Origin of the sequence: Ancrocorticia populi (assembly GCF_003123745.1) — a bacterium.
GTDB classification, from domain to species: domain Bacteria; phylum Actinomycetota; class Actinomycetes; order Actinomycetales; family Actinomycetaceae; genus Ancrocorticia; species Ancrocorticia populi.
Genome location: NZ_QETB01000001.1, coordinates 833394 through 858504, shown reverse-complemented (window position 1 = coordinate 858504; position 25111 = coordinate 833394). Strand labels below are relative to the sequence as shown.

Annotated in this window: 19 protein-coding genes; 2 read left to right on the top strand and 17 right to left on the bottom strand. The window is 58.0% G+C overall.

The features are described 5' to 3' along the window. Window positions 1-7: 7 nt before the first annotated feature. From DD236_RS04045 to DD236_RS03990, 12 genes are all read right to left on the bottom strand, one after another. Window positions 8-859, bottom strand: coding sequence for a cytochrome c biogenesis CcdA family protein (locus tag DD236_RS04045; RefSeq protein WP_109093053.1), 852 nt, complete (start codon window positions 857-859; stop codon window positions 8-10). Between the two features lie 3 nt (window positions 860-862). Then, complete coding sequence (locus tag DD236_RS04040) at window positions 863-1690, bottom strand: tetratricopeptide repeat protein (RefSeq protein WP_109093052.1); 828 nt, start codon at window positions 1688-1690, stop codon at window positions 863-865. Continuing rightward, complete coding sequence (locus DD236_RS04035; protein WP_207785675.1) at window positions 1680-3131, bottom strand: ammonia-forming cytochrome c nitrite reductase subunit c552; 1452 nt, start codon at window positions 3129-3131, stop codon at window positions 1680-1682. The genes DD236_RS04040 and DD236_RS04035 overlap by 11 nt, the downstream gene beginning before the upstream one ends. Before the next feature lie 10 nt (window positions 3132-3141). Beyond that, the gene (nrfH, locus tag DD236_RS04030; protein ID WP_243409901.1) at window positions 3142-3675 is read right to left on the bottom strand and encodes a cytochrome c nitrite reductase small subunit; all 534 of its coding nucleotides are present in this window, start codon (window positions 3673-3675) and stop codon (window positions 3142-3144) included. A 195-nt stretch (window positions 3676-3870) separates the two neighbouring features. Beyond that, window positions 3871-5247, bottom strand: coding sequence for an aldehyde dehydrogenase family protein (locus DD236_RS04025; RefSeq protein WP_109093049.1), 1377 nt, complete (start codon window positions 5245-5247; stop codon window positions 3871-3873). Between the two features lie 241 nt (window positions 5248-5488). Next, a complete protein-coding gene (gene pflA, locus DD236_RS04020) occupies window positions 5489-6358 on the bottom strand; it encodes a pyruvate formate-lyase-activating protein (RefSeq protein ID WP_109093048.1) in 870 nt (289 codons plus the stop codon). Window positions 6359-6368: 10 nt separating this feature from the next. After that, complete coding sequence (gene grcA2, locus DD236_RS12350; RefSeq protein WP_109093047.1) at window positions 6369-6620, bottom strand: autonomous glycyl radical cofactor GrcA2; 252 nt, start codon at window positions 6618-6620, stop codon at window positions 6369-6371. 32 nt (window positions 6621-6652) lie between these two features. Further along, window positions 6653-8758: a formate C-acetyltransferase gene (gene pflB / locus DD236_RS04010; protein ID WP_109093046.1), complete on the bottom strand. Its 2106-nt coding sequence runs from the start codon at window positions 8756-8758 to the stop codon at window positions 6653-6655. Between the two features lie 410 nt (window positions 8759-9168). Further along, the gene (locus DD236_RS04005; RefSeq protein WP_109093045.1) at window positions 9169-10533 is read right to left on the bottom strand and encodes an ABC transporter substrate-binding protein; all 1365 of its coding nucleotides are present in this window, start codon (window positions 10531-10533) and stop codon (window positions 9169-9171) included. An 8-nt stretch (window positions 10534-10541) separates the two neighbouring features. Continuing rightward, window positions 10542-11468 carry a carbohydrate ABC transporter permease gene (locus DD236_RS04000; RefSeq protein ID WP_165819817.1) on the bottom strand — a complete coding sequence of 309 codons (927 nt, stop codon included), beginning with the start codon at window positions 11466-11468 and terminating at the stop codon, window positions 10542-10544. Between the two features lie 10 nt (window positions 11469-11478). Next, window positions 11479-12393: a carbohydrate ABC transporter permease gene (locus tag DD236_RS03995; RefSeq protein ID WP_109093043.1), complete on the bottom strand. Its 915-nt coding sequence runs from the start codon at window positions 12391-12393 to the stop codon at window positions 11479-11481. 52 nt (window positions 12394-12445) lie between these two features. Further along, the gene (locus tag DD236_RS03990) at window positions 12446-14602 is read right to left on the bottom strand and encodes an alpha-galactosidase (RefSeq protein ID WP_109093042.1); all 2157 of its coding nucleotides are present in this window, start codon (window positions 14600-14602) and stop codon (window positions 12446-12448) included. Window positions 14603-14823: 221 nt separating this feature from the next. Here DD236_RS03990 and DD236_RS03985 point away from each other — a divergent pair, with 221 nt between their 5' ends. Next, window positions 14824-15984, top strand: a complete 1161-nt coding sequence (locus DD236_RS03985) for an ROK family protein (RefSeq protein WP_109093041.1) — start codon at window positions 14824-14826, stop codon at window positions 15982-15984. 26 nt (window positions 15985-16010) lie between these two features. On the opposite strand, the gene DD236_RS03980 is transcribed toward DD236_RS03985, so the two are convergent. Both DD236_RS03980 and DD236_RS03975 read right to left on the bottom strand, forming a co-directional pair. Continuing rightward, entirely contained in the window at window positions 16011-17654 is a 1644-nt protein-coding gene (locus DD236_RS03980; protein ID WP_165819816.1) for an ATP-binding cassette domain-containing protein, read from the bottom strand. Between the two features lie 79 nt (window positions 17655-17733). Next, entirely contained in the window at window positions 17734-18861 is a 1128-nt protein-coding gene (locus DD236_RS03975; protein ID WP_109093039.1) for a radical SAM protein, read from the bottom strand. 478 nt (window positions 18862-19339) lie between these two features. On the opposite strand from DD236_RS03975, the gene DD236_RS03965 reads away from it, so the two are divergent. Continuing rightward, complete coding sequence (locus DD236_RS03965) at window positions 19340-20323, top strand: ADP-ribosylglycohydrolase family protein (RefSeq protein WP_109093037.1); 984 nt, start codon at window positions 19340-19342, stop codon at window positions 20321-20323. Here DD236_RS03965 and DD236_RS03960 read toward each other — a convergent pair. The 3 genes from DD236_RS03960 to pta all read right to left on the bottom strand — a co-directional run bounded on the left by DD236_RS03960 (window position 20320) and on the right by pta (window position 25078). After that, the gene (locus DD236_RS03960) at window positions 20320-22089 is read right to left on the bottom strand and encodes an ABC-ATPase domain-containing protein (RefSeq protein WP_109093036.1); all 1770 of its coding nucleotides are present in this window, start codon (window positions 22087-22089) and stop codon (window positions 20320-20322) included. The two genes, DD236_RS03965 and DD236_RS03960, sit on opposite strands and share 4 nt — an antisense overlap. 167 nt (window positions 22090-22256) lie before the next feature. Then, the gene (locus DD236_RS03955; RefSeq protein ID WP_109093035.1) at window positions 22257-23432 is read right to left on the bottom strand and encodes an acetate/propionate family kinase; all 1176 of its coding nucleotides are present in this window, start codon (window positions 23430-23432) and stop codon (window positions 22257-22259) included. 14 nt (window positions 23433-23446) lie between these two features. After that, window positions 23447-25078: a phosphate acetyltransferase gene (gene pta, locus DD236_RS03950; RefSeq protein WP_243409900.1), complete on the bottom strand. Its 1632-nt coding sequence runs from the start codon at window positions 25076-25078 to the stop codon at window positions 23447-23449. Between the last annotated feature and the right edge of the window lie 33 nt (window positions 25079-25111).

The following is a 25111-nucleotide window of genomic DNA, read 5'->3' as shown; positions in this document are numbered from 1 at the left end:
CTCCTCATTAGATCGTCACCCAGCTAGTACCGCTGAGTGGGGCGAGTAAATCTGCAATCAGAAGAAACCCCATGATGATCATAAGAATCCCGCCGATCACTTGAATTGTTTGGAAATGGTGGCTCAACCTGGTCAGGAGCCCCATGAGCCCGTCAATACCCAGCGCCACTAGCACGAATGCCGTCGTGATTCCGAGGCAGAACAGCAAAAGCAAGCCCAACCCCGCGAGAGCGGTCTCTCGCGTGAGCGCCATGCCAAGGATCAACCCCAGTACTGGACCGACGCAGGGAGACCACCCCGCGCCGAAGGCCAGCCCGAGAAGCACCGACTTCGCTACGGTCGGCTCCCCCGCGGGAACCTGCCGGAAGCTCCGGGCCCGATCTAAAGGCGGAAACTTGACGATCCGCGCCGCGAACAGCCCGAGAAGGATCAGGACGATTCCTCCCACGATGCGCATTGGTTCGCGCAGATCCGCGGCTACCCAGCCCACCGCAGAGATCACCGCCCACAACGCCACAAAGATCAGGGTGAATGCTCCGGAAAACGCGAGCGCATGGGTGAGTGCCCGCCGCCGCGTGGACCGGGCCGAAACAACGGTCCGGGGCAAAACAGAGGCCCCGTCTGAACCACTCGCCGCGGTCCCCGACCGAGTAGCGGGCACCGCCTGCCACCGATCCTGCGGAAGGGTGGAGACCTCTCCACCTTGAGCAACGAGCACGCCTTGAACCGCGGGCATTGGCTTCAGGCGTGTACTACCAGCCAAATAAGTGAGGAACACGGGGATGATCGGCAGGAAGCACGGTGACGCAAATGTCACGATGCCTGCCGCAAATGCGAGTGGGAGCGTTACAGAATCCACTGGTCACTCCTCCGGGCTCTCAACCGGATCGGTCAGCCCTTCCATGTGCATCTTGACGGTCTGCGCCTCTTGAGAATCGGGATCAATGTCAATCACACGCTCCCATGCCGCGTATGCCGCCTCTGTGTCCGCAGGTTCCTCCGAGAGGTAGCTAAATCCGAGGTTGTACCAAGCAGCAACTGCCTCAGGCTCAAGCTCCGTGACCTTCAGCCATTGCTCTTGCGCCTGTTCGATATCCCGATCATTGAAGTAGAGAACGCCCAGTTCAAGGCGTTCATCGATTGCCTCGGGGTTCTCTTCGATCGCGTCGGCTAGTTCAGCTTTACGCTGTGTTGAATCCTGACTATCGGAATTCATCGTGAGGGTACTTGCGCTAGGCGTCTCATCGCCACCTTGTCCGGCAACGTACACACCGCCAATCACACCCACTACCAGAACCAATGCCAGAAGAACCTTGCTTTTTCCACCCATGCCACCAGCAGATAGCTCCGGGTTATCCGCTTTTCCCCCGCGATTTCTCCGTTTCCCCATTCGATCGTGGACAAGGTCATCCTCGCCCTCCATATCGTTGTAGAAATCGTCGGATTCCTCGGTTTCTGAGCCGGCGGTTTCAGAGTCTTCAGGGCCAGCACTATCCGCGGCTCCCCCAGTATCCGCTTCCACCGAACCGTCCAGTTCCACCAAGCGCTCCCCAGCCCAGTCGCTTAGTTCCTCGGGTGCGCCCTCCAGATACTCACGAAGGAGTTCCATGCGATCGGGGGAAACGGGGACCTGACCGCCTTCTCCTTTGGGAAGGTCAGGTCCGTTGCCGTCGCCGCCATTAATCGGCATTCTTTGCCTCACTGTTGCTTACGGTGACGTCGGACGCCTCGAGGTCCTCAGCCGAAACACCCTTGAGGGCAAGCTGTCCCTTTCGGGCATCGTCTAGTGCGTCGGCAAGGATGGTCTGGGTGTAGTCCGGGGCGTGGAAGCCGTACGAGTTCTCCGAGTACACGTAATCGATGTAGAAGCTGGACTTGTTCTGGTAGTCCTGAGCCAGCTTGATCTGTTCTTCTGACACATCACCATCGTTCTGAGCGGCCTCAATGTCATCGATCAGCGCCACGAGTGCATCGAACGCGATGTCGCGGGATTGGATAAACCTGTCCTGAATTTGCGCTACCCGCTCTTCAAGCTTGCCGTCACCGGTGTTGTTGTGGCAGGTTCCGCATGAGGCGTTCACATCTTCCATGGGCGTGGTGATCTGATGGTTCGTCACCTTCGAGGCGCCGTTACGCTCATAGTTCATATGGCAATCAGCGCAGCTCACCCCGTTTTGTGCATGGACGCCCTGGGACCAAATATCGAACTCAGGATGCTGTGCCTTGACGATATCCGCACCGGTGGTAGCGTGCGTGAAATCGGTGTGCCCGGTGTCCTCGTAGTACTCCCAGATGTCATCGATCGCGAGTCCGTTATCCCATGGGAAGGTCAGAATCTTCTCGTCGCCAGCGAAGTAGTACTCCACGTGGCACTGGGCGCAAACATAGCTCCGCATCTCGTTGTGGGTGGCGTCGCGGTTCACGTCATAGTCCTCAACGCCTTCGTTGGCTTTGAGAGCTGCGATGCCATTCTCGAAGGCGGGACGCGTGATACGCAGCGCCATCGTCTCGGGATCGTGGCAATCGATACAGGAGACGGGATGGTCCGCCAGCTCGAGTGCATCGTCCAAGCTCATCGATCCCAGAGACTCGAAGCCCGCAGTAATATCGCCGTCACCTAGCTCGTCATAGATGGCGGGCATGGAAGCGTGGCAGTTTAGGCAGGTGCCCGGTTGGTCAAACTCTGTGTTTCGCTTGGTGTACTGCTGATCCAGCGTCATGTACTCGTGCCCACGAGCATGGCGGTAGTCCACAGCGAAGGCGTACCCGTCCCACATGGTGACGAGCCGCGGATCCTCTTCCAACTTGGACGAAGCAACCTCAGTGCGCGGGTCCCCTTCAACGTCGTGGGGCACCATCGTGCCCCCGTGCTCGGATTCGGTGAACTCGGCAGTCTGCTTGTAAGCCTCGTACTGAACTGGGAAGTTCTGCCCCCAGATCGCGGGATCTACGGTGGTCTCGTCAAGATCTACAACCTGAGTGAAGGAGTTGGTGGTCTCCTGCTGTTTGGAAAAAATGTCAGTGAGCAGCATGGCAATAACGAACGTAATAATGCCGGCCCCCAGTGCTATTAGCACCAGGAACCACGGCCGCCTATAGAGCCGCCGTTTCGGGATCGCTTCCTCGCTCATGGTCCCCTCCTTAGTCATCATGTCCTACGCCGCTGTGACACCTCACGCAGTCAAAGACTTCATCGTTATCCGCGTAGCCGAGGTGGCGAATATCTGACGTAATATCCGCGTGGCACTCGAGACAGGCGGTATTGGTGATTTCGAGGCTGGAATCCCGAGCCTCAATGTTTTCGGGATGCCAACCCGTGGTGAACTTCAGGCCGTGCAGGAAGCCGTCTTCCGCCTTCACATAAAACTTGTGAACTACGTTGTCATGGGGAAGATGACAGTCCGCGCATGTGGCAACATCCGAGTGAACTCCAGCCTGCCAGGCATCGTATTGATCCTCCATGATGTGGCAGTTGATACACGCTTCTGGATCCGAGGAAAGATAGGAAAAGCCCTTCGCGTACACAAAGGTGTAAGCGGCAAGGCCAATCATCATACCCACAGCGAATACAGCGATGAAGGCCAGAATGGACGCACCCGACCGCTTGCGCTTTGCACGGTGCCCTTCCATCGCGCTGATCCCCCTCAAGATCCGCCAACTGTTCTTCCGCAACATCACAGAAGTTTGGTTAGGTTGAGTCTATTTACCGCGATAGGCCGCTACCATCTATTTACACTGAAATACCCTTAATAAAAGCCATGCCTTACGTATTTCCATCCAGTTTCGGGACATTAGTCCCGATCATGCTCGCCAACATAGGAAAGCGCCGGCACATTGTGCCGGCGCTCCCCTAATTCAGATGCTAGTCAGCTACGCCTCGTGGACCCGGAACGCGTGCTCGTTCGTGAACAGCGTGAGCCCCCAAGCCGCTTCCTCGCGCCCGTAACCGGACCGGTTGATCCCACCGAACGGCCATTCCGGGCTGGATTCACGGTGTGCGTTGATGAGGGTCATCCCCGCGTTGACCTTGTGTGCGAACTGCTCGGCCTTCGCCATATCTTGGCTCCATACCGAGGATTGGAGTCCGTACTCGGTTGCGTTGGCTATCCGCAGGGCGTCGTCATCGTTATCGGCCTTATAAATAACAACCACGGGCCCAAACAACTCCTTACACGAAATGTCCTGCTCTAATCCCACATCGGTCAGAAGTGCGGGTTCCATGTAAGCGCCAGGGCGGTCAATCGGTTTTCCTCCGAAGCGAAGCGTAGCGCCGTCTCGGACCGCTTGGGCAACGCGCTCCACAACCTCGTCGCGTGCCTCGACCGAGGAAACCGGACCCATGTCCGTATCCTCCCCATCGAATGGACCAACCTTCATGCGCCCGATTGCATCGGCGGCGGCCTCAACAAACTCATCGTAAATATCTGCGTGCACAATTATTCGCTTCGGAGAGGTACACACCTGACCAGCGTTGAAGAGGCGCAGGCGCACGGCGTTTTCAGCCATGGCAGGCACGTCCGCGGCATCCAGAATGACCATCGGATCGTTGCCGCCCAGTTCTAGGACCGAGCGCTTCATGTTGGCACCCGCGATCGCAGCAACCGAGGAACCCGCCGCCTCCGAGCCAGTTATGGAGAATCCCTTGACACGAAAATCCGTGAGAACGGCCTCGACATCACCAGAATCAAGATAGATGTTGGTGTACACACCTTCGGGAAGCCCTGCTCGCTCCAACAGCTTCTGAAACTCGGCGGAGGACACCGGGCATATGGATGCCTGTTTCATAAGAATCGCGTTGCCCACCATGAGCTGCGGCAGTGCAAAGCGGGCGATCTGGTTATACGGGAAGTTCCACGGCATGATCCCGAGGATCACCCCGAGTGGGTCATGCTTAACGTAGGTCTTGACGCCATCGGAAGCATCAATCACGGTGTCTGCAAGGATCTCGGGCGCATGATCGGCAAACCACCAACCGTGTTTTGCCAAGGTGACAGTCTCAGCAAGCCCATCTTTAAGGGGCTTGCCCATCTCCCGCCCAATGATGCGGGCGAGACGATCAGCCTCCTCTTCAACCAGTTCCGCAAATCGCCGCAGCACCGCGGCTCGCTCCTCCATCGGGGTCTCGCGCCACTTGAGGAACCCCTCGTGTGCCCGGTCAATGACCGCTGGGACCTCTTCGGGCCTCAACGAGTCAAAACGCTCTTCGATTTCGCCGGTATTGGGATTGTGAACCGCATAGTTGCTCATATATCCATCATTATTCGGTTAACCGGACTTGTCTAGGGATGAACCAAATACCAAGGCATTTATAACTCGAAATAGCGAGGGCTGCGTGCTCAAATGCCTGAGAAGCCATAAAAACCGGAGTTATACGCGCACGCGCAAGGCCCGCCACAACCGGCCGACGCATGTCAACTCCAAAAACGCCCGAGAATCGGTCTTTTATACACTCAAACCCCGCTATACGGAGTTGAAATGACGCCGCGCGCTAAATAACGTTCAAGCCCTCGCTGCGGAAGATTTCGCGGCAGGCCTCAACGGCCTCGTTCGTGGGCGGCTTCGTGTCCTCGAGCTTGTAGGGCATCCCGAGGCTGGCCCACTTGTCCCGGCCCATCTGGTGGAACGGGAGCACCTCAACGCGGCTCACACTGGTCCAACGCCGAGCAATCTTCGCGGCCTTTCGGATGTTCTCCGGATCGTCAGTGAGACCGGGTACCAGCACAAACCGCACCCAGATCTCGATACGCTTTTCCGCGAGGCGATCCCCGAATCGAATCGTAGGCTCCAAGGCGCGCCCTGTGACCTCTTTATAGGTGTCGGGATCGCCGGACTTCACGTCCAACAGCACCAAATCCACATCGTCCAACATTTCATCCGAGGCGTGTGCCCCCAGAAAGCCCGACGTATCGAGGGCGGTGTGGACGCCCATCAGCTTGGCGCCACGCAGAATCTTCTGCGCAAATGCGGGCTGCATCAGCACCTCGCCACCGCTAAGGGTGATGCCGCCTCCGGTGGCTTTAAAGATGCGCCGGTAGCGCCTGATGCGCCGCAGCAACTCCTCCGCGCTTACGGGCTCGCCGTTGCGCATCTGGAGCGTGTCCGGGTTGTGACAATACTGGCAGGCCAGCGGGCACCCGGAAAAGAAGGTGGTCATGCGGGTGCCTGGCCCGTCCACAGCAGTCACTAGCTCCCACGAATGGATGGACCCCAGGTCCCCAGAACGCATGCGCTTTAAGCGATCTGCACGCTCTAGATCCGAGAGCTCTTCGAGGCCCGCAACGCCCGCACCATGCGGGCGGGCCGCTGGAGACAGGAAATCCTGATCGCCAGCGGCCCCCAGTACGACTGTTTCAGTCAATCGTGATCACTTACGCGCTCTGATGGAAGGTACGCGAGAGAACGTCCAGCTGCTGCTCCTTCGTGAGCTTCACGAAGTTCACCGCGTAGCCGGAAACGCGAACTGTCAGGTTCGGGTACTTCTCGGGGTGATCGATGGCATCCTCAAGGGTGGAACGATCCAGCACGTTGATGTTGGCGTGGTACAGGCCCTGTACACCGCCGTGATCCTCGCGAGCTGCCTTCATGGACGCAAGCCGCTCTTCATATGTCATAGCTGCCATGGTATGGCTTCCTTTCAAATATCCTTGTAACTCTAGAGATCTGCGTCTTCGGGAACGAATCCGGCGTCCAGAATGCCAACTAGGTTGGACACCTGCTCATCCTTATTCCGCCCCAAACCGGAAGGCGTGATCGTGTTGGTGAGCGAGATGCCGTCCAACGCGTCGTTGTAGTCCAGCTTACCCACGGAGAGCATCGAAGCTACCATGCCGTGCGAATCCAGCCCGTTCTCCGGGTTGGCGCCGGGAGCGAATGGCGTGCCAGCCTTGTGACCAGACGGGAAGGACCCCGTAGCCTTGCCGTACACCACATTCGAGGTAATCGTGAGCACCGATTGAGTTGCCACTGCATCGCGGTAGAGCGGAATGGACTTAATCTTGCTCATAATGGTGTGCACAACGGTTGCCGCGATCTCGTCCGCACGGTCGTCATCATTCCCATACGTGGGGAAGTCACCCTCGGTCTTGTAGTCCACGATCAAGCCGGTCTCATCACGTACCGGAGTGACCTTGGCGTACTTAATGGCGGAGAGCGAATCGGCAACGATCGAAAGCCCGGCAATGCCACAGCCCATGGTCCGGACGATGTCCGAATCATGCAGCGCCATCTCGACTGCCTCGTAAGCGTACTTATCGTGCGAGTAGTGAATGATGTTGAGCGCCTCCACGTACGTGCCGGTTACCCAGTCGAGCATGTCCTCGTACTTGGACCAGACCTCGTTGAAGTCCAGCGGGCCGTCGCCCGTGATGGGCTCGAAGCCGTTAACGATCTGCTTACCAGACATCTCGTCGCGGCCACCATTCATGGCGTACAGGAGCCCCTTGGCGGCATTCACGCGAGCGCCAAAGAACTGCATCTGCTTGCCCACGCGCATCGGGGAAACACAGCACGCGATCGCGGCATCGTCGCCCCAATGGCAGCGGATCTGCTCGTCAGATTCGTACTGAATCGAAGAGGTCTCGATCGAAATCGCGGCGCAGAAGGCCTTGTATCCCTCTGGCAGGTTCTCGCTCCAGAAGATGGTGATGTTCGGCTCGGGAGCCGGGCCAAGATTACGCAGAGTCTGCAGCAGACGGAACGACGTCTTGGTAACGAGCGTACGGCCGTCATCGCCGAAGCCGCCATCGGACCACGTTGCCCAGTACGGATCGCCGGAGAAGATCTGATCGTAATCGATCGTGCGCAGGAAGCGGACGATGCGGAGCTTCAGCACCAGCGCATCGATCATTTCCTGAGCGTCCTGCTCAGTGATGCGGCCAGCGGCAAGATCGCGCTCGAAGTACACATCGAAGAAGGCGGAGAGGCGGCCGAAGGACATTGCGGCGCCGTCCTGCGATTTCACCGAGGCAAGGTAGCCAAAGTACGTCCACTGAACAGCTTCCTGAGCCGTCTTGGCCGGGCCGGAAATATCGAAGCCATATGCAGCCGCCATATTCTTGAGCTTCTTCAGAGCCTTGATCTGCTCCGAATGCTCTTCGCGGTAACGCGCCCAGTTCTCAGAGAAGGGCTGGTCCTTAACGGCATCCTTGTCCTGCTGCTTGTCAGCGATCAGCTTGTCAATGCCGTACAGCGCCACGCGGCGGTAGTCACCGATGATGCGACCGCGGCCGTATGCGTCCGGCAGTCCCGTGACGATATGCGAGGAACGCGCCGCGCGAATGTTCGGGGTGTAGATATCGAAGACTGCGTCATTATGCGTCTTGCGGTACTTTGTGAAAATGTCCTTGACCTGGGGATCTGGTTCCTTGCCAGCTTCCTTGATCGCCGTCTCGACCATGCGCCATCCGCCGTTCGGCATCATCGCACGCTTGAGAGGAACATCGGTCTGTAGGCCAACAATGACATTATCGTCATCGCTGATGTAACCAGCCGGGAAAGCATCGACATCCGCGGGGATTTTCGTATCAACGTCGTAAACACGGCGCTCACGCTCAACGGACAGGTAGTCCTTTTCGAGCGTGTCCCACACCCGAAGAGTTTTCTCAGTAGCCCCGGACAGGAACTCGGCATCGCCAAGGTAAGGGGTGTAGTTCTTTTGGATAAAGTCCCGGACATCGATGTTCTCGGTCCAGTCTCCGGTGGTGAAGCCCTCCCACGCCTGTTGGGTCGTGGCCTCGGCTTCTGCGCTGGTACGCTCCATTGTTTGTCTCTCCTGGATGGGTAGTCCGTAATGGAATTAATTCCATTGTCCCCCACCGGCAGACCTTTGTCTGTAGTTCTAGGCTGGATCTCAAGTTATTCGGCCCACATTTCGCAGAAATTCACTGATTAAATAGGTGGTTTTACGCTGTGAGAAATTGGTCAGGCCGCCCGGGACCATAGTCCCTTTTGCCGACGACGACGGATTTTTCACGGTCCCGCGAAAAATCTGGAGCGCCAGCGCACTGCTGTAACAGCGAAATCTTTGGGTGTCATACGCCTGCTATAGTGGGCCGTCCGCTCAGTGCACGAGAGTTCTGCCGCGAAATTCGCGTGGAAGAGAACACCTCCCACGCGCTGCCCCAATCAGGAACGAGCACGCGGGAGGCTCCGCAGCGGGCCTAAGATCCGCTACTCACGATCTCTCGCCATCATGTTGTTCACTTGCTCATTGGCATTCGTCAACGTGGAAACATCAGCCTGCCCGTCAATCACGGCGGACATCGCTGGATTCATGATGGAGTCCAACTGCGCCCACCGATCCACCACGGGGGACGTCACACCGGTGCCATCCTCAAGGTGAATAGAGAATGCCTCGGCGTCAAATCCTAGTTCTCCAAACGCGGGGATCGCCTTTTCCGTTGAGGAGGAAATTGCCGGGAACACTACCGCCTCGCTGGCAATGATGTCCTGGCATTCGGTGCTGCCCATGTAGCTGACCCACTTCCACGCCTCATCCGGATGTTCGGTACCCACCCAGATAGAATCGGCAAGGCCATTCATCACGGAGGCGCGATCCCCCGATGGGCCGATCGGCGTGGGAGCAACGTCCACAGGAACAGCAGCCTTTGCAGCAACATTGCTCATGTTCCACGATCCCTCAATCAGGGTGGCGTAGGCGCCCGCACCGAACGATTCGAGTGTGCCAATGCCGGAGGAAGCAATCGAAAGCTTCGGCATGTATCCCTTATCGATGAGTGACTTCCACCAGGCGATGGCTTCTTGGAAGTTCTCGTCGTCGTAGTTAAAAACTCGGCCCCACGGATTCTGGTCCGCGTACTCCCAATCGTTAGACAATGCGTAAGGGGACCACTGGACCTGGCCGTAGCCGGAACCGGCCTCGTTGTAACCGATTCCGTAGGTGGCAACGTTGTTTTTATCGAAGCCCTCCTCGTTGCCGTGTACGCCGTTCTTATCGATCGTCATAGCGGCAAGGAACTCCTCGTAGGTGCCCCCATCCTCAGGATTCCACTCCAACTCCCACAGGTCCTCGGGGCTGTAACCGGCTTCCTTGATCATGTCCTCGTTGTAGAAGAGGCCAACAGTGTCCCAGTCCTTCGGGATCCCGAGCTGGGCGGTACCGGATTCGGACACCCATTGGTCCACCAGTCCGTCCTCAAACTGGTCAAGATCGTAGCCATCGGCTTCGATGTACCCAGAGACGTCAAGGATCTGGTCCAAGCTTCCGTACTTGCCGAAGCGCGACGTGTGGTTTGTGAACACGTCCGGGGCATTCTCCGCCACCATGGAGGCAGTCAGCTGGGTCCAGTAATCATCCCAACCGTACTGTTCCAAGGAAATGAAGATATCCGGGTTATCTTCTTGGAAGTTCTCCGCACACTGCCGGTAGCCGGGAAGCTGACTTGAATCCCAGAGCCAGTAGCGCAGGGTTACGTCTGCATCCGTGTGGGCGGGTGTATCGCTCGAGCAAGCTGCCAAACCAATGGCCATCGCGAGCGCCGCGGCCGATGCCGCAACCTTTTGTGCCTTTTTCATCGGGTGCCTCACTTAATACCCGTGAACCCAATGGAGTTCACGATGCGCTTGCCGAGTATGGAGAAGAGAATGATGATCGGGAGGGCGGCAACTAGGGTTGCTGCCATCATCGCGGACCAATCTGGGGAGCCCTGCGGGGTCTGCGAGCGGAAGATACCAAGCGCTACGGTGAGCACCCGGACGTTCTCGCTTTGGCCCACCAGCAACGGCCAAAAGTATTCGTTCCAGGAGTTGATAAACGTGAGCACGGACAGCGTGGTGATAGGCGCCGAAGCCATCGGCACGATCACTTTGAAGAACACTTTGAAGCGGCCCGCTCCGTCGATCATTGCCGCCTCGTCAATCTCCCTCGGGATCCCTAGGAAGAACTGCCGAAGGAAGAAGATCGCGAACGGCGTCATGAAAAAGGTAGGTAGCACAAGGCCCGCGAAGGTATTGAGCAGTCCAAGATCCTTAATCAGAACGAAGTTGGGGATAGCGGTGAAGATGGACGGGACCATGAGCGCCGCGATAAAGATCGAGAACACGAAATCGCGGTGGCGCCACCGCAACCGCGCGAACGCGTAGGCCGCCATTGCGGAGAACAACACCTGCCCCACTGTGATAACGGACGCCACGATGGCGGAGTTACGCAGGTACAGCCAGAAGTTGATGGACGCGCCCGCACCGCCCTGGGCGATCGATTCCTCGGGCGTGGTCAGCCCAAAAACTCTCCGATAGGCGTCAAGGGAGGTTTCCGAGGGCCAGATGGCCCCGGGATCGGTGATGAGCGCGGAGTTCGATGCGAACGAGGAGCGCAACATCCAGAAGAACGGAAATATCGTGACGAGGAGGATCAGGATGAAGCAAGCCCACGCCACGTAGTGACCGGCCCCGTGCTTCCTATGATGCAGATCCTTCTGGGTATTTCGGGACTTTGATCGAGTTAATGCCATGATGTTCTCCCTACAACTCGTCCGATTCATCGGCCCGCATGAGCTTCATTTGCACCAGCGAGACGAGCATCAAGATGACAAACAAGACGATGGCCACAGCGGACGCGTACCCGAAATCGAGCTGTCCGAAGGCCAAGTCCCAGATGTAGTAGTTGATCACTCTGGTTGCGTTGACCGGGCCTCCTTGCGTGGTGACCGAAATGGTGTCGAATATCTGGAATGATCCGATGACGGTCACAACCAAAACCATCGCCAGCACCGGACGCAGCAGCGGCAGCGTAATGTTGAAGAACTTGCGTCCCTCGCCCGCTCCGTCAATATCGGCGGCCTCGTACACAGACTTGTTGATGGTTTGCAGGCCCGCGAACACCAGAAGCGCGGTGTACCCCATGTGCCGCCACACGTTGATGAACGCAACCGTTGGAATGGCCCACGCCGATTCGCCGAAGAAGGCGACTCGATCTAGCCCGATCGCTTCAAACAGCACGTTCACGATGCCAATCTGGTAATCCATCATGAAGTACCACACCAGGGCAACCACCACGTTCGCGATGAAGTACGGCATCAGCGCCACACCCCGCAAGAACGTGGAGTTCGTCAGGCGCTGCATCAGTACCGCGATCCCGATCGCAAGCACGGTCTGGAAGCCGATGTTGAGGAGCACGTAATAGAGCGTGACCTTAAGGGCGTTCCAGAACAGCGGATCATCAATGAGGCGCTGGTAGTTATCAAGGCCCACCCATTCAGGGGGCGTCAGTACCTCGTAGGAGGTAAATGAATAGTACAGGCCCCGCAGGGCGGGCACTAGGTAGAACAGGACAAGACCAATGCCTGCCGGGACCAGAAACACGAGTGCGGATCGCGCTTCATTCCCCATTCGAAAGCGCCGCTTCACTGCGGGCGCCGGAGGAGAAACTGTGGACATAAGATTCCTCTTGTTGAGTGTGTGGCGCAGTTGCTACTTGTGTGCGGCGCGGCTATTTGCTCGCGACGCGGTTGAGCTCCAAAAGGATCGTTCTTTCTGGATCCAGATCTGGGAAGCGGAACCCTGCGTTGGCCAAAACTTCGCTGGGAAGTGTGATCGGCTTACCCCACCAGGGTGGGAGCACGTGGCTATTCATCCGAACATCGCTGGCTACGGATTCGGGGAGGATCTCCTGGATCTCGTATCGTGAGCCGGACGGAAGGCCTGGCAAGCACAGTGGTGGGGTGGGCCGCTGTGCCGAGGTGGTCAGGCGAGTCAGGGCAAATATCGCCCTGTCCCCGCTGTGCGACACCACACCGTGGATCCACCAACCACGGTCTGGATGATCTGCATGTACAACACGTCCTGTGTGCAGGAGGTGCCGTAGTTCTTTGTGAAGGGATACCCAGGCCGCCAGCTCGTCGCGTTCTTGCGCGGTGGCGCTCGTAAGGTCCCACTCTATTCCCATATGGGAGAACATGGCCGTCGATGCGCGCAGCGTCAGCCCGAGCGTCCGGCCGGTTGTATGTGACGTAGTTGAGGCAACATGGGAGCCCACCAGTTCGGGCGGCAACAGCAACGCCGTGCCCGCCTCAATCTGCTGGCGCTCGATCGGATCGATGCAGTCCGATCCCCATACCCGCACGGCCCTCTCCATAATCCCAAGGTCGATTCGGCCACCACCGCCGGCGCACGATTCGATCTCTAGACCTGGGTGAGCGGCAAGGATGGCGTCCATGAGGGCGTAGGTAGCAAGCGTTTGGGCGTGATAGGCCGGCAGGCCGGTTCGTGGGGAAATCGCCTCAGTCAGATCGCGATTGAAATCCCACTTGATGTAGTCCACACGGACGGTGCTGAGAACCTGCAGGATCGAAGATTTTATGTATTCGTAAGCCTCCGGATTCGTCAGATCAAGAACCTGCTGATTCCGGGATTCGCGCGGCCTGTGTGTGGCAGGGCTAAGGACCCAATCAGGGTGTGCCCGGGCCGTCTCCGAGTCCATATTGATCATCTCGGGTTCAAACCACAGCCCGAACTCCATCCCGCGCCCATGTACGGCATCGGCTAAAGGATTCAGGCCATTCGGCCATACATCTGGTGAAATTTGCCAGTCCCCTAGCCCCGAGGAATCGTCGCGGCGCGATCCGAACCAGCCGTCGTCCAAGACGAAGCGCTCAACGCCCACGCGCGCCGCCTCGTCCACTAGCTCCAGCAGGCGCGGGAGCGAATGATCGAAGTACACCGCTTCCCATGCATTGAGGGTGACCGGCCGGGCCTTCTCCGGGTAATGCGGCAGAGTCCGAAGATAATCATGGAACCGCGCGGAAGCCTCATCAAGTCCGTTACCCCACGTCGCGTATACCCACGGGGTTTCATACGATTCGTTCTGGGCCAGCTGAACCTCCCCGGGCATCAGCAACTCGCCGCCCATTAGACACTGCATGCCTTGATGAGTCCGCTCGGCGACCGTGCGCGTATTGCCTGACCATCCCACGTGAACGTAGTGCACCAGCCCGGATTGCCAGCCGGTGGCCGGTGCGCACGTGCCATGGACCGTTGAGGTTGTGTGCCCGCGCGCGATACGTAGAGCCCGCTCATGAACACCGATTGTGAACTCATGGGTTTGAATATCCCGCTCCCGGAGGTGATGGCCAGTCTGATCAATCACCTGAGACTCCACGGCTGGCGTGGGCAGCGCGAGTAGAAGCGAGTCCAGATCGTAGGGGTTATCCGCCCGGTTCGTGAGCCGCGCCCGCGTGCGTACAAGGCCGCTTTCCGTCAGCTGGAGCGTTACCTCCAGAACAAGATCTGCTTCCGGATCGTAAAGGTCTATTTTTGCCGACGACGCCGTACCATTCGGACCAGCGTGCTCCACCGAAACCGATTTTGTTTCAAACTGTGGAAACTGGTGGTGACCTCCGTGCGATCCGATAAGGCCCGGTGTGCCAATCCAGCCCTCACTTTGTTGGGGAACCAAAGAAAGAGAGGCAGGAATGTCTGAATCTGAGTTATAGGTGGCAAGTACCAATGCGCCGTTGGTAACCGCGCACTCACTCGCGGAGAGATCGCCGAGATCGGCGCCCCAGTATTCAACAGAAACACCAGTTGTTTCACCAATATGAAGAAGAACTGAGGTTCCGCCACGCCGGAGGTGAAGATCTTGCGACATGCCCGCCTTACCCTTCTTTTAGCCAAGTTGTGAGGACGCCTCTTTGTGCTCCATCACACGTTCTTTCTTGCTCTATGTAAGATAGTAGCTCAGGGAAAACGACGTAGCAACCTCGAATTTGGAGAAGTGTTCCACGACACTGGCTGAAAAGAGGTGAGTTCATTCGCCAACGAAAGATAGAATGCAGGCGGCGCATTTTGAGCTTGGAAGAGCGAGGGAATATGTTCCGTCTATTTGACGATTCCGCACTGGCCACAGCGGCACACGTGCTGACCGCGGGGCCTATCTCCCGCGCAGACGCGGCCAGAGAGCTTTCCCTATCGGGAGCCACTCTCACCCGCCTAGTCCGCCCCCTCGTAGATTCGGGCATGGTGACCGATTCCCAGATCGGTACACCCCAATCGGGGATTGGGCGGCCCACACAGCTCCTCGAGGTTCCATCTGACGCCCATCACTTCATCGGGATCAATTTGACAACAACCACAGCCTACGGCGTGGTGACGGATACACAGGCGAATCCGCTAGTGGCGCTATCGGAGCCCCTCCGGTCTCGCGATCCGCGCGATGGAGTTGCGCAGATAGGTGAACTCATCTCGCGGCTCACAGAGGCGGCCCCTAGCCCGCTCATCGAGCACATCGGAATATCCGCCGGGGGGCATATCGCCCACAACCGCGTGGTGGAAAGCCGATTCCTGGAGTGGCGCAACGTGGATATCGCTGCGATGCTTGAGGATGTCAGTGCGCAGGTGCACGTGTTCAACGATATTGTTGCGCTCACGATGCTGGAGCAGTGGTTTGGGCTTGGGCGGCAGGAATCCAACTTCATCATTGCAACGGTGGGCGCGGGAATCGGGCATGGGATTGTGCACAACCGCAGGGCCGTTGATTCACGATTTGAGGGATATAGCTCCACCAGCCACATTCCGCTTTTTGGGGCGAAAGGCGTATGCCAATATGGCCACGTCGGGTGTGCCAACGGCGTTTTGACCACACCCGCGGTCCTCGCCCGTGCGGCCGGGGCCCGTTCGATCGCCAACCTTGAACCGGGACCGAACTCGCTAGACGAACTGATCGAACTTGCCCAGGCCGGTGATCCCTCATGCCAGTTCGCGATCGCCGAATTCGGCACGAACCTCTCCACATACGTTCAGACAGTATGCGGGGCGGCGATGGTCACTGATGTGATCCTTGATGGCGAGGCCACCGCGCTCCTTGACACACCGTGGGCGCAAACATTCTCTGGCAGTATTACCCAATTTAAGAGCCCGAACCTGCCCGGGTTAACGGTGCACAAGCGCGACGGCAGCTTTGATCGCTGGGCGCAAGGTGCGGCTACCGGCGCGATCGTTTCTTGGCTCGAAAAGGTTGTGGAAAATGTCTAGACGCCCCGCCTGATCACCGAGACGGACTAATTTCCCGACAGCTGGGATTCAAACATACGGCGGAACTCTGTTCCGCCCGCAAGAAGTTCAGAGTATGTTCCCGATTCAACGATGTTGCCTTCTCGAAGGAGGAAGATCTGCTGCGCAGATCGTAGCGTGGAGACTCTGTGGCTGCTCAAGATGATGAGATGATTCTTGCTCTCTTCAGCAAGCCTGTCGAAAATCCTTTGTTCTGTTGGGGCATCAATCGCGCTAGTGGGCTCATCAAGGAACCAAACAGGAGCGTCACTGAGAAACGCCCTCGCAAGAGCCAACCGCTGCCACTGCCCACCGGAAACATCCACGCCTCCCCACTGGACTCCCAGCAAGGTTTCTAAGCCTTTGGGAAGATTTTCCACAAAGCCCGCTGCTTCCGCCTGCGTCAACGCACTCCACAGAGAATCGTCGGTGATGCGCTCGTGGTCTTGTCCCAGAACAAGAAGCTCACGGACCGAAATCTCGTACCGTCCATAATCTTGCTGCACAACCGCAAACGGATAGGAGACGTTGTTGTCTCGCCCCAGTCTTATTCGAGTCTGATCAAGATAAATGCTTCCATCAGCGTTATCTTGTACATTCATGATCGCCTTAATCAGAGAAGTCTTTCCCGATCCATTCTCGCCCACAAGAGCACAGACGCCCCCACGATACGCTGTCATCGATATGTTATTGACTGCGCATAGTGCATCGTAGTGGACGGAGAGGTCCACCACTCGAAGCGTCTCAACATTCTTCAGTCGAAGCCGCTCCTTATCACGATAACCCGAATTGATGAACTGTCTGAAATGGCTGTTGGCCGGGATCGACGTTACAAGCTCTCCAATTTGATACCCAATGCCGGCCATAGCTCCGATTCCGCTCATTAAGCCGATAATCCCGGCGAATACTGCGCCCGTTTCATGGACGGAATCTTGATACAGAAATATGAGCGCGCCGCAAAACAATAATATGGTCGCAAGTCCCGAGAGAACATCTGCCCATACGGCCATTCCCTCTAGGCGCTGCCTGATACCTAGATGCTTGCGGCGATGAGATCGTGAAAGCCTCGCAACCTCGACTGAAGCATCCAAACTGGCGAGTTCACTACCGGTTCGCTGATAGGCGATCTGATCCGTCAGATACGTTGCCCGCCGCATTTCTTCGCTGGCCAGGGGCCAGTAATGAGATTCCTTTCTGCCGTACCACGCGTATGCAATGACTGTTGGTACTGGAGCAAGAAGGCTTACCAGCGCAGCCTTTTCACTGAGATCCCACAGGGCGAAAGCTAGCGATGCCGCAGTAATGACGGCACAGATAATGTTAATAGAAGCCTGAAACTGGGAGGATACTTGGCCCTCGACTGTGCTCTGCCGGGCATTCCTAACCCGTCGCATGAAGCCAGAGGATGAATAGTCACGCGCATCGGTACGAGCTAACCGAGTATCAAAACACACACAAACGAAGTTCTCTAGTCGTATCGCATGTAAGCGTGACAGTGCATACGTTATTTGTTCCAGTGCCCCACCAGCACCGAACACGAGCCCTGCGAGCAGAATCAGTGGCAGAATGTTGCCATCGCCCGAGGTCAGTCTCTCGGCAAGCCCACGTACTAACAAGACATTGATTGCAGGGATTAATGCTAGCGTCATCATCAGCAGAGTCGAAAGACAAGCACTCCATGGGCTCGCATGAAACCCAACCCGAAGTGCCCAGAGCCAGATTGGGTAGTTCTCAAAGAGTCTCATTCTCACCCTCGATTGCCTTGATCGCTTCAAGAGCCAAACGCTGGTGCAGCGCGGCGCCGTCAGGGCTCCCATAGCCACAACGAACCCAGTGGTTGTGGCGATCTGAGGCGAAACTATTCTGAACGTCGCCTACCTCAAATCCAAGTTGTCCCGCACTATCCCAGCAGCTGTACAGTTTGCCGTCTGCAGTAACAACTAGCCCGCCAGGCACATCTGCGTTGCCACAAGTTCTACATAATCCACTATGACCTGGCAACGACACTAGAAATCCTTTCCCAGAGGTGTAAGATACTAGGTTCCGGTACTGAGAGAAGAACACATCGCCCTTCTGAGCGGGTTCAGAATAAAACTTAGTGTCGTCAATGAGTGTCAAACATACACCTACTTGCTCCGGAGACACGCACTGTGCCAAGTCATCAATTAGCTCTCCACAATCGAGGATATTAGCCGCTGACAGATTGATCCGAATCTCTAACTTCACATGAGAAGCCGCGAGATTGACCAAATTCTTCATGATGGCGTCGTATGTTCCGGTACCCGACTTAAAAGACCGAAAATGATCATGAAAAGCTCTTGAGCCATCAAAAGTAACTTGAGCGAACGATAGTCCAAGTGCCATCAACTCTGTTAGATTCTCTTCCTTCAACAATGTCCCATTGGTGACGAGCGAAATATCGGAGATATCTGTTTGGTCTCGGAGTGCACCTACGAACTCCCTTATCTGCCTGCGATACATCAGCGGCTCTCCGCCTAGCAAAGAAAGATTAACGTTAGAAACACGGTGTGCGGCGGCTACGCTGCTGACGAATTTGGCAATATCCTCATAGGATGGTCCGCCTTTTGAGAGTACTGGCTTGGCTGATCGGTGTGTTGGATCAGTCCTCTGATAGCAGTACTCGCAAGCGAGATTGCAGGCAAAACCCGGCATGAATGCTACAGGCAAGGATCGTTGCCTCCGCTGCTTCTCGAGGCGTGAAATGAGGTGAACAGTTGCCAACCCCAAATGACTGACCTGATTCTTCCTTGAAACCATCAATCTTGGAAGGTAATAAGTCCCCGACTCAGCAGAAACATACGCTTTTCGTTTTCCCCGGTATGCCGCGATCGACATCATTGTCGCTAGCTCCAATCATTCTGAGCTAAGTGCGCGCATCATTTCTGGAGAAGCCCGCACTTAGCTCAGACACTAAACAACTCGCTGAAAGACCTAACGTTGAATATATCTTGCGGGACACGTATCCCCCCCATTGGGGTGACTGATCCAAAGCCCAGCTTACGAAGCAGAATCAACAACATGACAACACCTCCCTTCGTGTCGCAATACAGTCTTATAACCTGTTTCACAACCAGTATGGGGACCATAGTCCCTTTAGTGGTATGCGACGCTTGTGTGCTCGTTTCCGATGCGCGAAATCGGGAGATCTACGCCCAATCCTGCAAAGCCAATATGGACAAGCGGTAGCGCGTGACCGCTGGGCACAAGGTGCGGCTACCGGCGCGATCGTCTTCTGGCTCGAACAGCAAGTGCTCGGAGAATAGCTCGGGTGACCGCGCTCACGCTAGACTAGTGGGATATCGAGAGAGGATCCCGTATGTCTACCCAGCCAAGTGAACGCCAACCGATCGTAATCACTCCGGACGTTGAGGATCGTGCCCGCGGGGTGCTGCTTGCCTCGGCCTGCGGAGACGCACTGGGTGTCCCCTATGAGTTCGCGAAGGCGCCAACTCATCCCGAGATGATCGGCGGGGGCCTCGGGCCCTATGATCCCGGCGAATGGTCTGACGATACCCAGATGGCCGCTTGTATTGCTCAAGGGATTTCGGGCGGCGCATCGCTCCTCAAGGATTCCACTCTAGACGTCATCGCAGAAAACTTCATGACGTGGCTACGCGAGGGAGCCACCGATGTTGGCACCCAAACCCGCGCGGTTCTGGGCGGATTCGATGACTACGCGGGAACGGCGTCCGCCAAGCTCAAGAAGTCAGCAAAGGCCTATTCCGCCCAGACGGACCGTGCCGCCGGTAACGGCGCTCTCATGCGAACTGCGCCCGTGGGGCTGGCTTACCTCGATTCACCAACTGCCACCGCGCAGGCCGCCGTGGCAGTCGCAGGCCTCACGCATGACGATCAGCTCGTGGATGAATCCTGCATCCTCTGGACCGAAGCCATACGCAATGCCGTAGTGACAGGAGAGATCGCCATCCGCCCTGGCATTGATCTTCTGCGACCCGAATCTCGCGACTACTGGACTAAGGCCATCGATGATGCCGAGGCCGGCAGTCTCAACACCCACCAGAACGGATTCACCGTGGGCGCTCTCCAGTGCTCGTGGAATGCGGTACATTCAGTCGCAAGCCTCACCGGAGTTGAGGCCGTCCAGCTGGGCATCGAAAACGCGGTCCGTCTTGGTGCGGACACAGACACGATCGCCGCCATTGCGGGCAGTCTTCTGGGTGCGGCATGGGGAGCAAGCTCCGTGCCCACCATCTGGAGCGAGGCAGTGCACGGCTGGCCGGGACTAACGGGCGATCAGTACGCCGATCTTGCCCTAACGATCATCCGCGGCGGGAACTAGACCAGATTCAAGCCCCGATAACGGTTGAGTGCCGCGCCCACATCGATTGGGCGCGGCATACTAACGTGGGCCGGCCACTGCCGTGCGCCATACTTCGTCAGCTCGTCAAGTCCCTCACTCTCTAACCGGCTTCCGATCTTGGAAGCTAGCGTTGCGAGGGAGGCGTCGTCGTCGTTCGCAAAACGTTCCAGCATCCCGCGAAGTGCCCACGCGATCGCCTCGTTCTGGCCAACTTCAACAATCTGCTCGAGGTCCGATACGTCGATCCGCTGCTTATCCAGCTGAATCGTTTCCGTGCCATACACCTTGGTCTTGGGGCGGTCACCCTTGCGTTGGATTGGCTTGATAACGCGCGGGGACGTCTCTGGGAAGGCCGGTTCGTCCATACGCTCGCGTGGCTGGGCGCCAACAACAGCCGCGGCTTGCTCCGTCACATCGAAGCAACGGTAGGTATCGAGCATGAGCACGTGATCGGCAACGTCCAGATAATCTCCCGAACCGCCCATCACCATGATCGTGGAGATTCCTCGATCCTTCGCCAGCGCGCCGATGCGATCCACCAGCGGGGTGATGGGCTCCTTCTCCGCGTGGACCAGCTCGCGCATGCGAGAGTCACGGATGAGGAGGTTGGTGGCCGAGGTGTCTTCGTCCAGAAGGAGAAGCTCGGAGCCCAGTTCGGCCGCCTCCATGATCGAGGCGGCCTGCGAGGTGGATCCCGAGGCGTTCTCAGTGGAAAAGCTTGTGGTATCCGCGCCCTGCGGTAGGTGGGCGATAAACGGTGACACGTCAACGCCGGTGACCGAACGGCCATCCGCGGCTCGTACCTTCATCGCCGTGCGTGCAGTGGCCACTAGCTCGCGACCATCTCCCGGGATGTGGGCGTACACGCCCCGCTGGATCGCGGAGAGCAGTGTGGACTTACCGTGGTAGCCGCCACCCACAATCACCGTAATGCCGGGGCGGAGAGCCATTCCGGAGACTGCGCCGGCGTTAGGGAGATCGATCGTTTCGCGCAGGGATTCCGGGGTTTCGAAGGCAACGGCCTCCCCCATCGGAAGCTCGGAGATGCCGGAACGGCGGGGCAGAACCGCGCCATCGGCCACGAACCCCACGAGGCTGCGCTCTTGGAGGGCGGATTGTAGGGCTTGATAATCCTCGTAAGTGGCCACGTGGGCACGCAGCCGTTCCAGGTGTTCCGCGGCCTCAGGAGGCGTAAAGTCCAGAGATTCCATGATGATATCCGGGACGTCTCGGTCAAAGATTGCCGCGGCCGTATGCCCCATGATGGTGCGCCCGCGGGCGGGGAGCTGGACCTGGAAGCGGATTTCGATCTGCTCGTCCGTCACGGTGGCGGCGGAGCGCACGAGGATTTCTTGACCGGGGCGCGTGATTGCCACAGTTCCGGGATGGCTGAACCGAGCCATGTTGGAATCAAAGGCGCGGTTGAGGAAATCGGCCACGGCCACGCGGCCGTCAACGGTGGCAAGAAGCTCGGGCGGAATCCCCATGGACTCCGGCGTGCTCGTGGCGCGGCAGTTCGAGGGCGGGGCGTAGGGATCGGCCTGCACGCGATCGATCGCGATGCTGAACGGGCCGTACTCCCAATCGCCAATCACGGACTTGTAGGAGCCGTAGTTTCGACCGTCGAGCCGATGCAGAGATTCGATAAGCTCCGCATCGGTTCCCTCGCGCCTGCGCGAGGCCTTGTTGGCGTAGGCGGGATCCTTACTGTTCGAACGATTAGACCGCGACTTATCAAAACTCATATCTCCAGCCTAAACGTGAGAGCCACAAACCTCCGCACTCTCACGCTGAACGGTGACGAATCTGGCGTGGGGTTTGGTGACGAGGCGAGTGGTAGCAGGAGCACGACCGGCACGCACAAAAAAGGGGACCAAGCGTTCCCGCCCGGTCCCCTTTCCGCAAGGATTCGCTACACGAGAGTCATAGACTGGCGCGCAATAGCCAGCTCCTCGTTGGTTGGGATCACGAGGATGCGTACAGCGGAGTTCGGCGTGGAAATATCGCGTGCTTCCTTGGAGCGCACGGAGTTCTTCTCATCGTTAATCTCTACGCCAAAGTATGCTAGGCGTTCCGCCACCTCAGCGCGGAGGCGGCTATCATTTTCGCCGGCACCCGCCGTGAAGGTGATGGCGTCTAGGCCACCCATGGTGGCGGCGTATGCGCCGATGTACTTGACGAGACGGTGCTCGTAAACGTCTAGGGCCTCGCGCGCGTTGGCATCGCCCGCGTCCGCTAGGTTCCACACCTCGCGCATATCGTTCTGGCCGGTAAGGCCCTTCAGGCCAGACTGGCGGTTGAACAGGTTATCAATCTCATCGATGCTCAGGTCCGAATTGCGGGCCAGATGGAACACAACGGCCGGATCAATATCGCCAGTGCGCCCGCCCATGACGAGGCCCTCAAGCGGTGTGAGGCCCATCGAGGTCTCGACGGCTCTGCCGTTCACAACGGCGGACGCCGAAGCACCGTTTCCGAGGTGCAGCACGATCTGCTTGAGATCATCGCGGCCCAGGAGCTTCGATGCCTGTCCGGACACGTAGTGGTGGGAGGTGCCGTGGGCGCCGTAGCGGCGGATCTCATACTTCTCGGCAACCTCGCGATCCAGCGCGTAGGTGGCCGCCTCATCCGGCAACTGCTGGAAGAAGGCGGTATCAAACACCGCGACGTGAGGAACGCTAGGCAGGAGCTTTCGTGCCACGCGGATGCCGGCAAGGTGGGCCGGGTTGTGCAGCGGGCCAAGCGGACTGAGCTTATCGATGCGATCTTCTACCGAATCGTCGATCAGCGCCGGGCCATCGAAGTACTTTCCGCCCTGAACTACACGGTGACCAACGGCAGCAATGCTGCCGTCCGTCAGGCTAGGGCCAACCTCCTCGAAGAGGTCAAGCACGCGCTCTAGGCCAACGCCGTGATCCGGAACCGGATCGTTCAGTTCCTTGGTGACCTCACCGTAGGTGTGCTCAATGTGGCCGGACGATTCGCCGATTCGCTCAACCAGACCGGACGCAATTGCCGCGCCGGATTCCGGATCCACGAGCTGATACTTGATGGACGAGGAACCAGAGTTGATAACAAGTACTGACAAGATATTTCCTTTTTCTAGGCCTGTGCCTGAATTGCTGTGATGGCTACGGTGTTCACGATGTCTTGGACAAGTGCCCCGCGGGAAAGGTCATTGACCGGCTTGTTGAGGCCCTGGAGCACGGGACCAACGGCCACGGCACCCGCAGAGCGTTGCACCGCCTTGTAGCCGATGTTGCCGGCGTTCAGGTTGGGGAACACGAATACCGTCGCCTTCCCGGCCACAGGCGAATTTGGCAGCTTGACCTTGGCCACGGCCTCATCCACTGCCGCGTCATACTGGATTGGTCCCTCAAGGAGCAGCTCAGGTGCCTTCTCGCGAGCCATCGCCGTGGCTTCCACAACCGAATCCACATCAGGGCCCTTGCCGGAAGTTCCGGTGGAGTAGGACAGCATGGCAACACGCGGCTCCACGCCAAACTGAACGGCTGTCTCCGCCGAGGACAGTGCAATCCCCGCCAGCTCCTCGGTAGACGGGTTGGTTGTCACGGCACAATCGCCGTACACATATACGCGGTCCTCCATGAGCATGAGGAAGCAGGAGGAAACGAGGGCCGCACCCGGCTTCGTCTTAATGATCTGGAAGGAAGGAACGATGGTGTGGGCCGTCGTGTGGGTGGCACCGGAGACCATGCCGTCCGCATCCCCCATGTGCACCATCATGGTGCCAAAGTAGGAGACGTCCTTGATCTTTTCACGAGCCTGCTCTACCGTGACGCCCTTCTTGGCGCGCAGCCGCGCAAACTCTTCTGCGTAGCGCGTGCACTTCTCAGGATCGTTCAGCGAGACGATTTCGGCACCCGCGATGTCCACACCCAGCTCCTCGGCGTGCGCCCGAACCTCGGCCTCCTCACCCAGCAGGGTAATCTGCGCAACTCCACGAGCCAGCAGTTCTTCCGTTGCCTTGAGAATCCGCGGGTCCTCGGATTCGGGCATGACGATTCGCTTGATATCGGAACGCGCCCGGGAAACCAAGGATGCTTGGAAATTCAGCGGCGTGATCACATCGGAGCCGTGCTCCATCGCGGCCTTGAGAACCTCCGCGTCGCGGTCCCTGACAACCGGCTCGGTACCTGCGTAATGAATGAGAACCGGCGCGTGAACCTCGAGGCCCTTGGCCGCGGCCTCCGCGCCCTCTTCGGCATTTCCGATGATGATGGCGGACAGCTCGGCGTGCTCTTCGGAGATCACGTCGGCCGAAAGAGACCCAACGGTCATGACCTGTGCGGGAGTCTTTCCCGTTCCCGGCACAACCAGAATCACCGAGGTGGCAAGGTTCGCGATCGCGCGGCCGTTGCGAGCCACCTGACCGGGATTGATGGGATCCCCGTCCATGACGCCCAAGATAAGGACCGCATCGAATCCATCAGCGTAATCGGTGTAGCGCTTGACCAGCTCGGTCATCGCAGAATCCTCGTCCGTTACGTAGGACTCGCGGGTGGTGCCCCACGCCAGATCGGCCTCGTCGCGCCGCCCCACAATATCGAGGAGCTCCAAGAATTGTTCGTCCTGTTCGATCGGACCATTGGCCCAGCCGCGGAAAACCGCGACGCGCTCGTATTGGGTCTTCAGGAATTCAAGATAAGCTTTTGCGACTGGCTGCGTGCCAGAGTTCGCCTGTGCAGCCGTAAAATAGACGCTGTATGCCACAGTGCAATCCTTCCGGTCCGGAATCCCGAACCA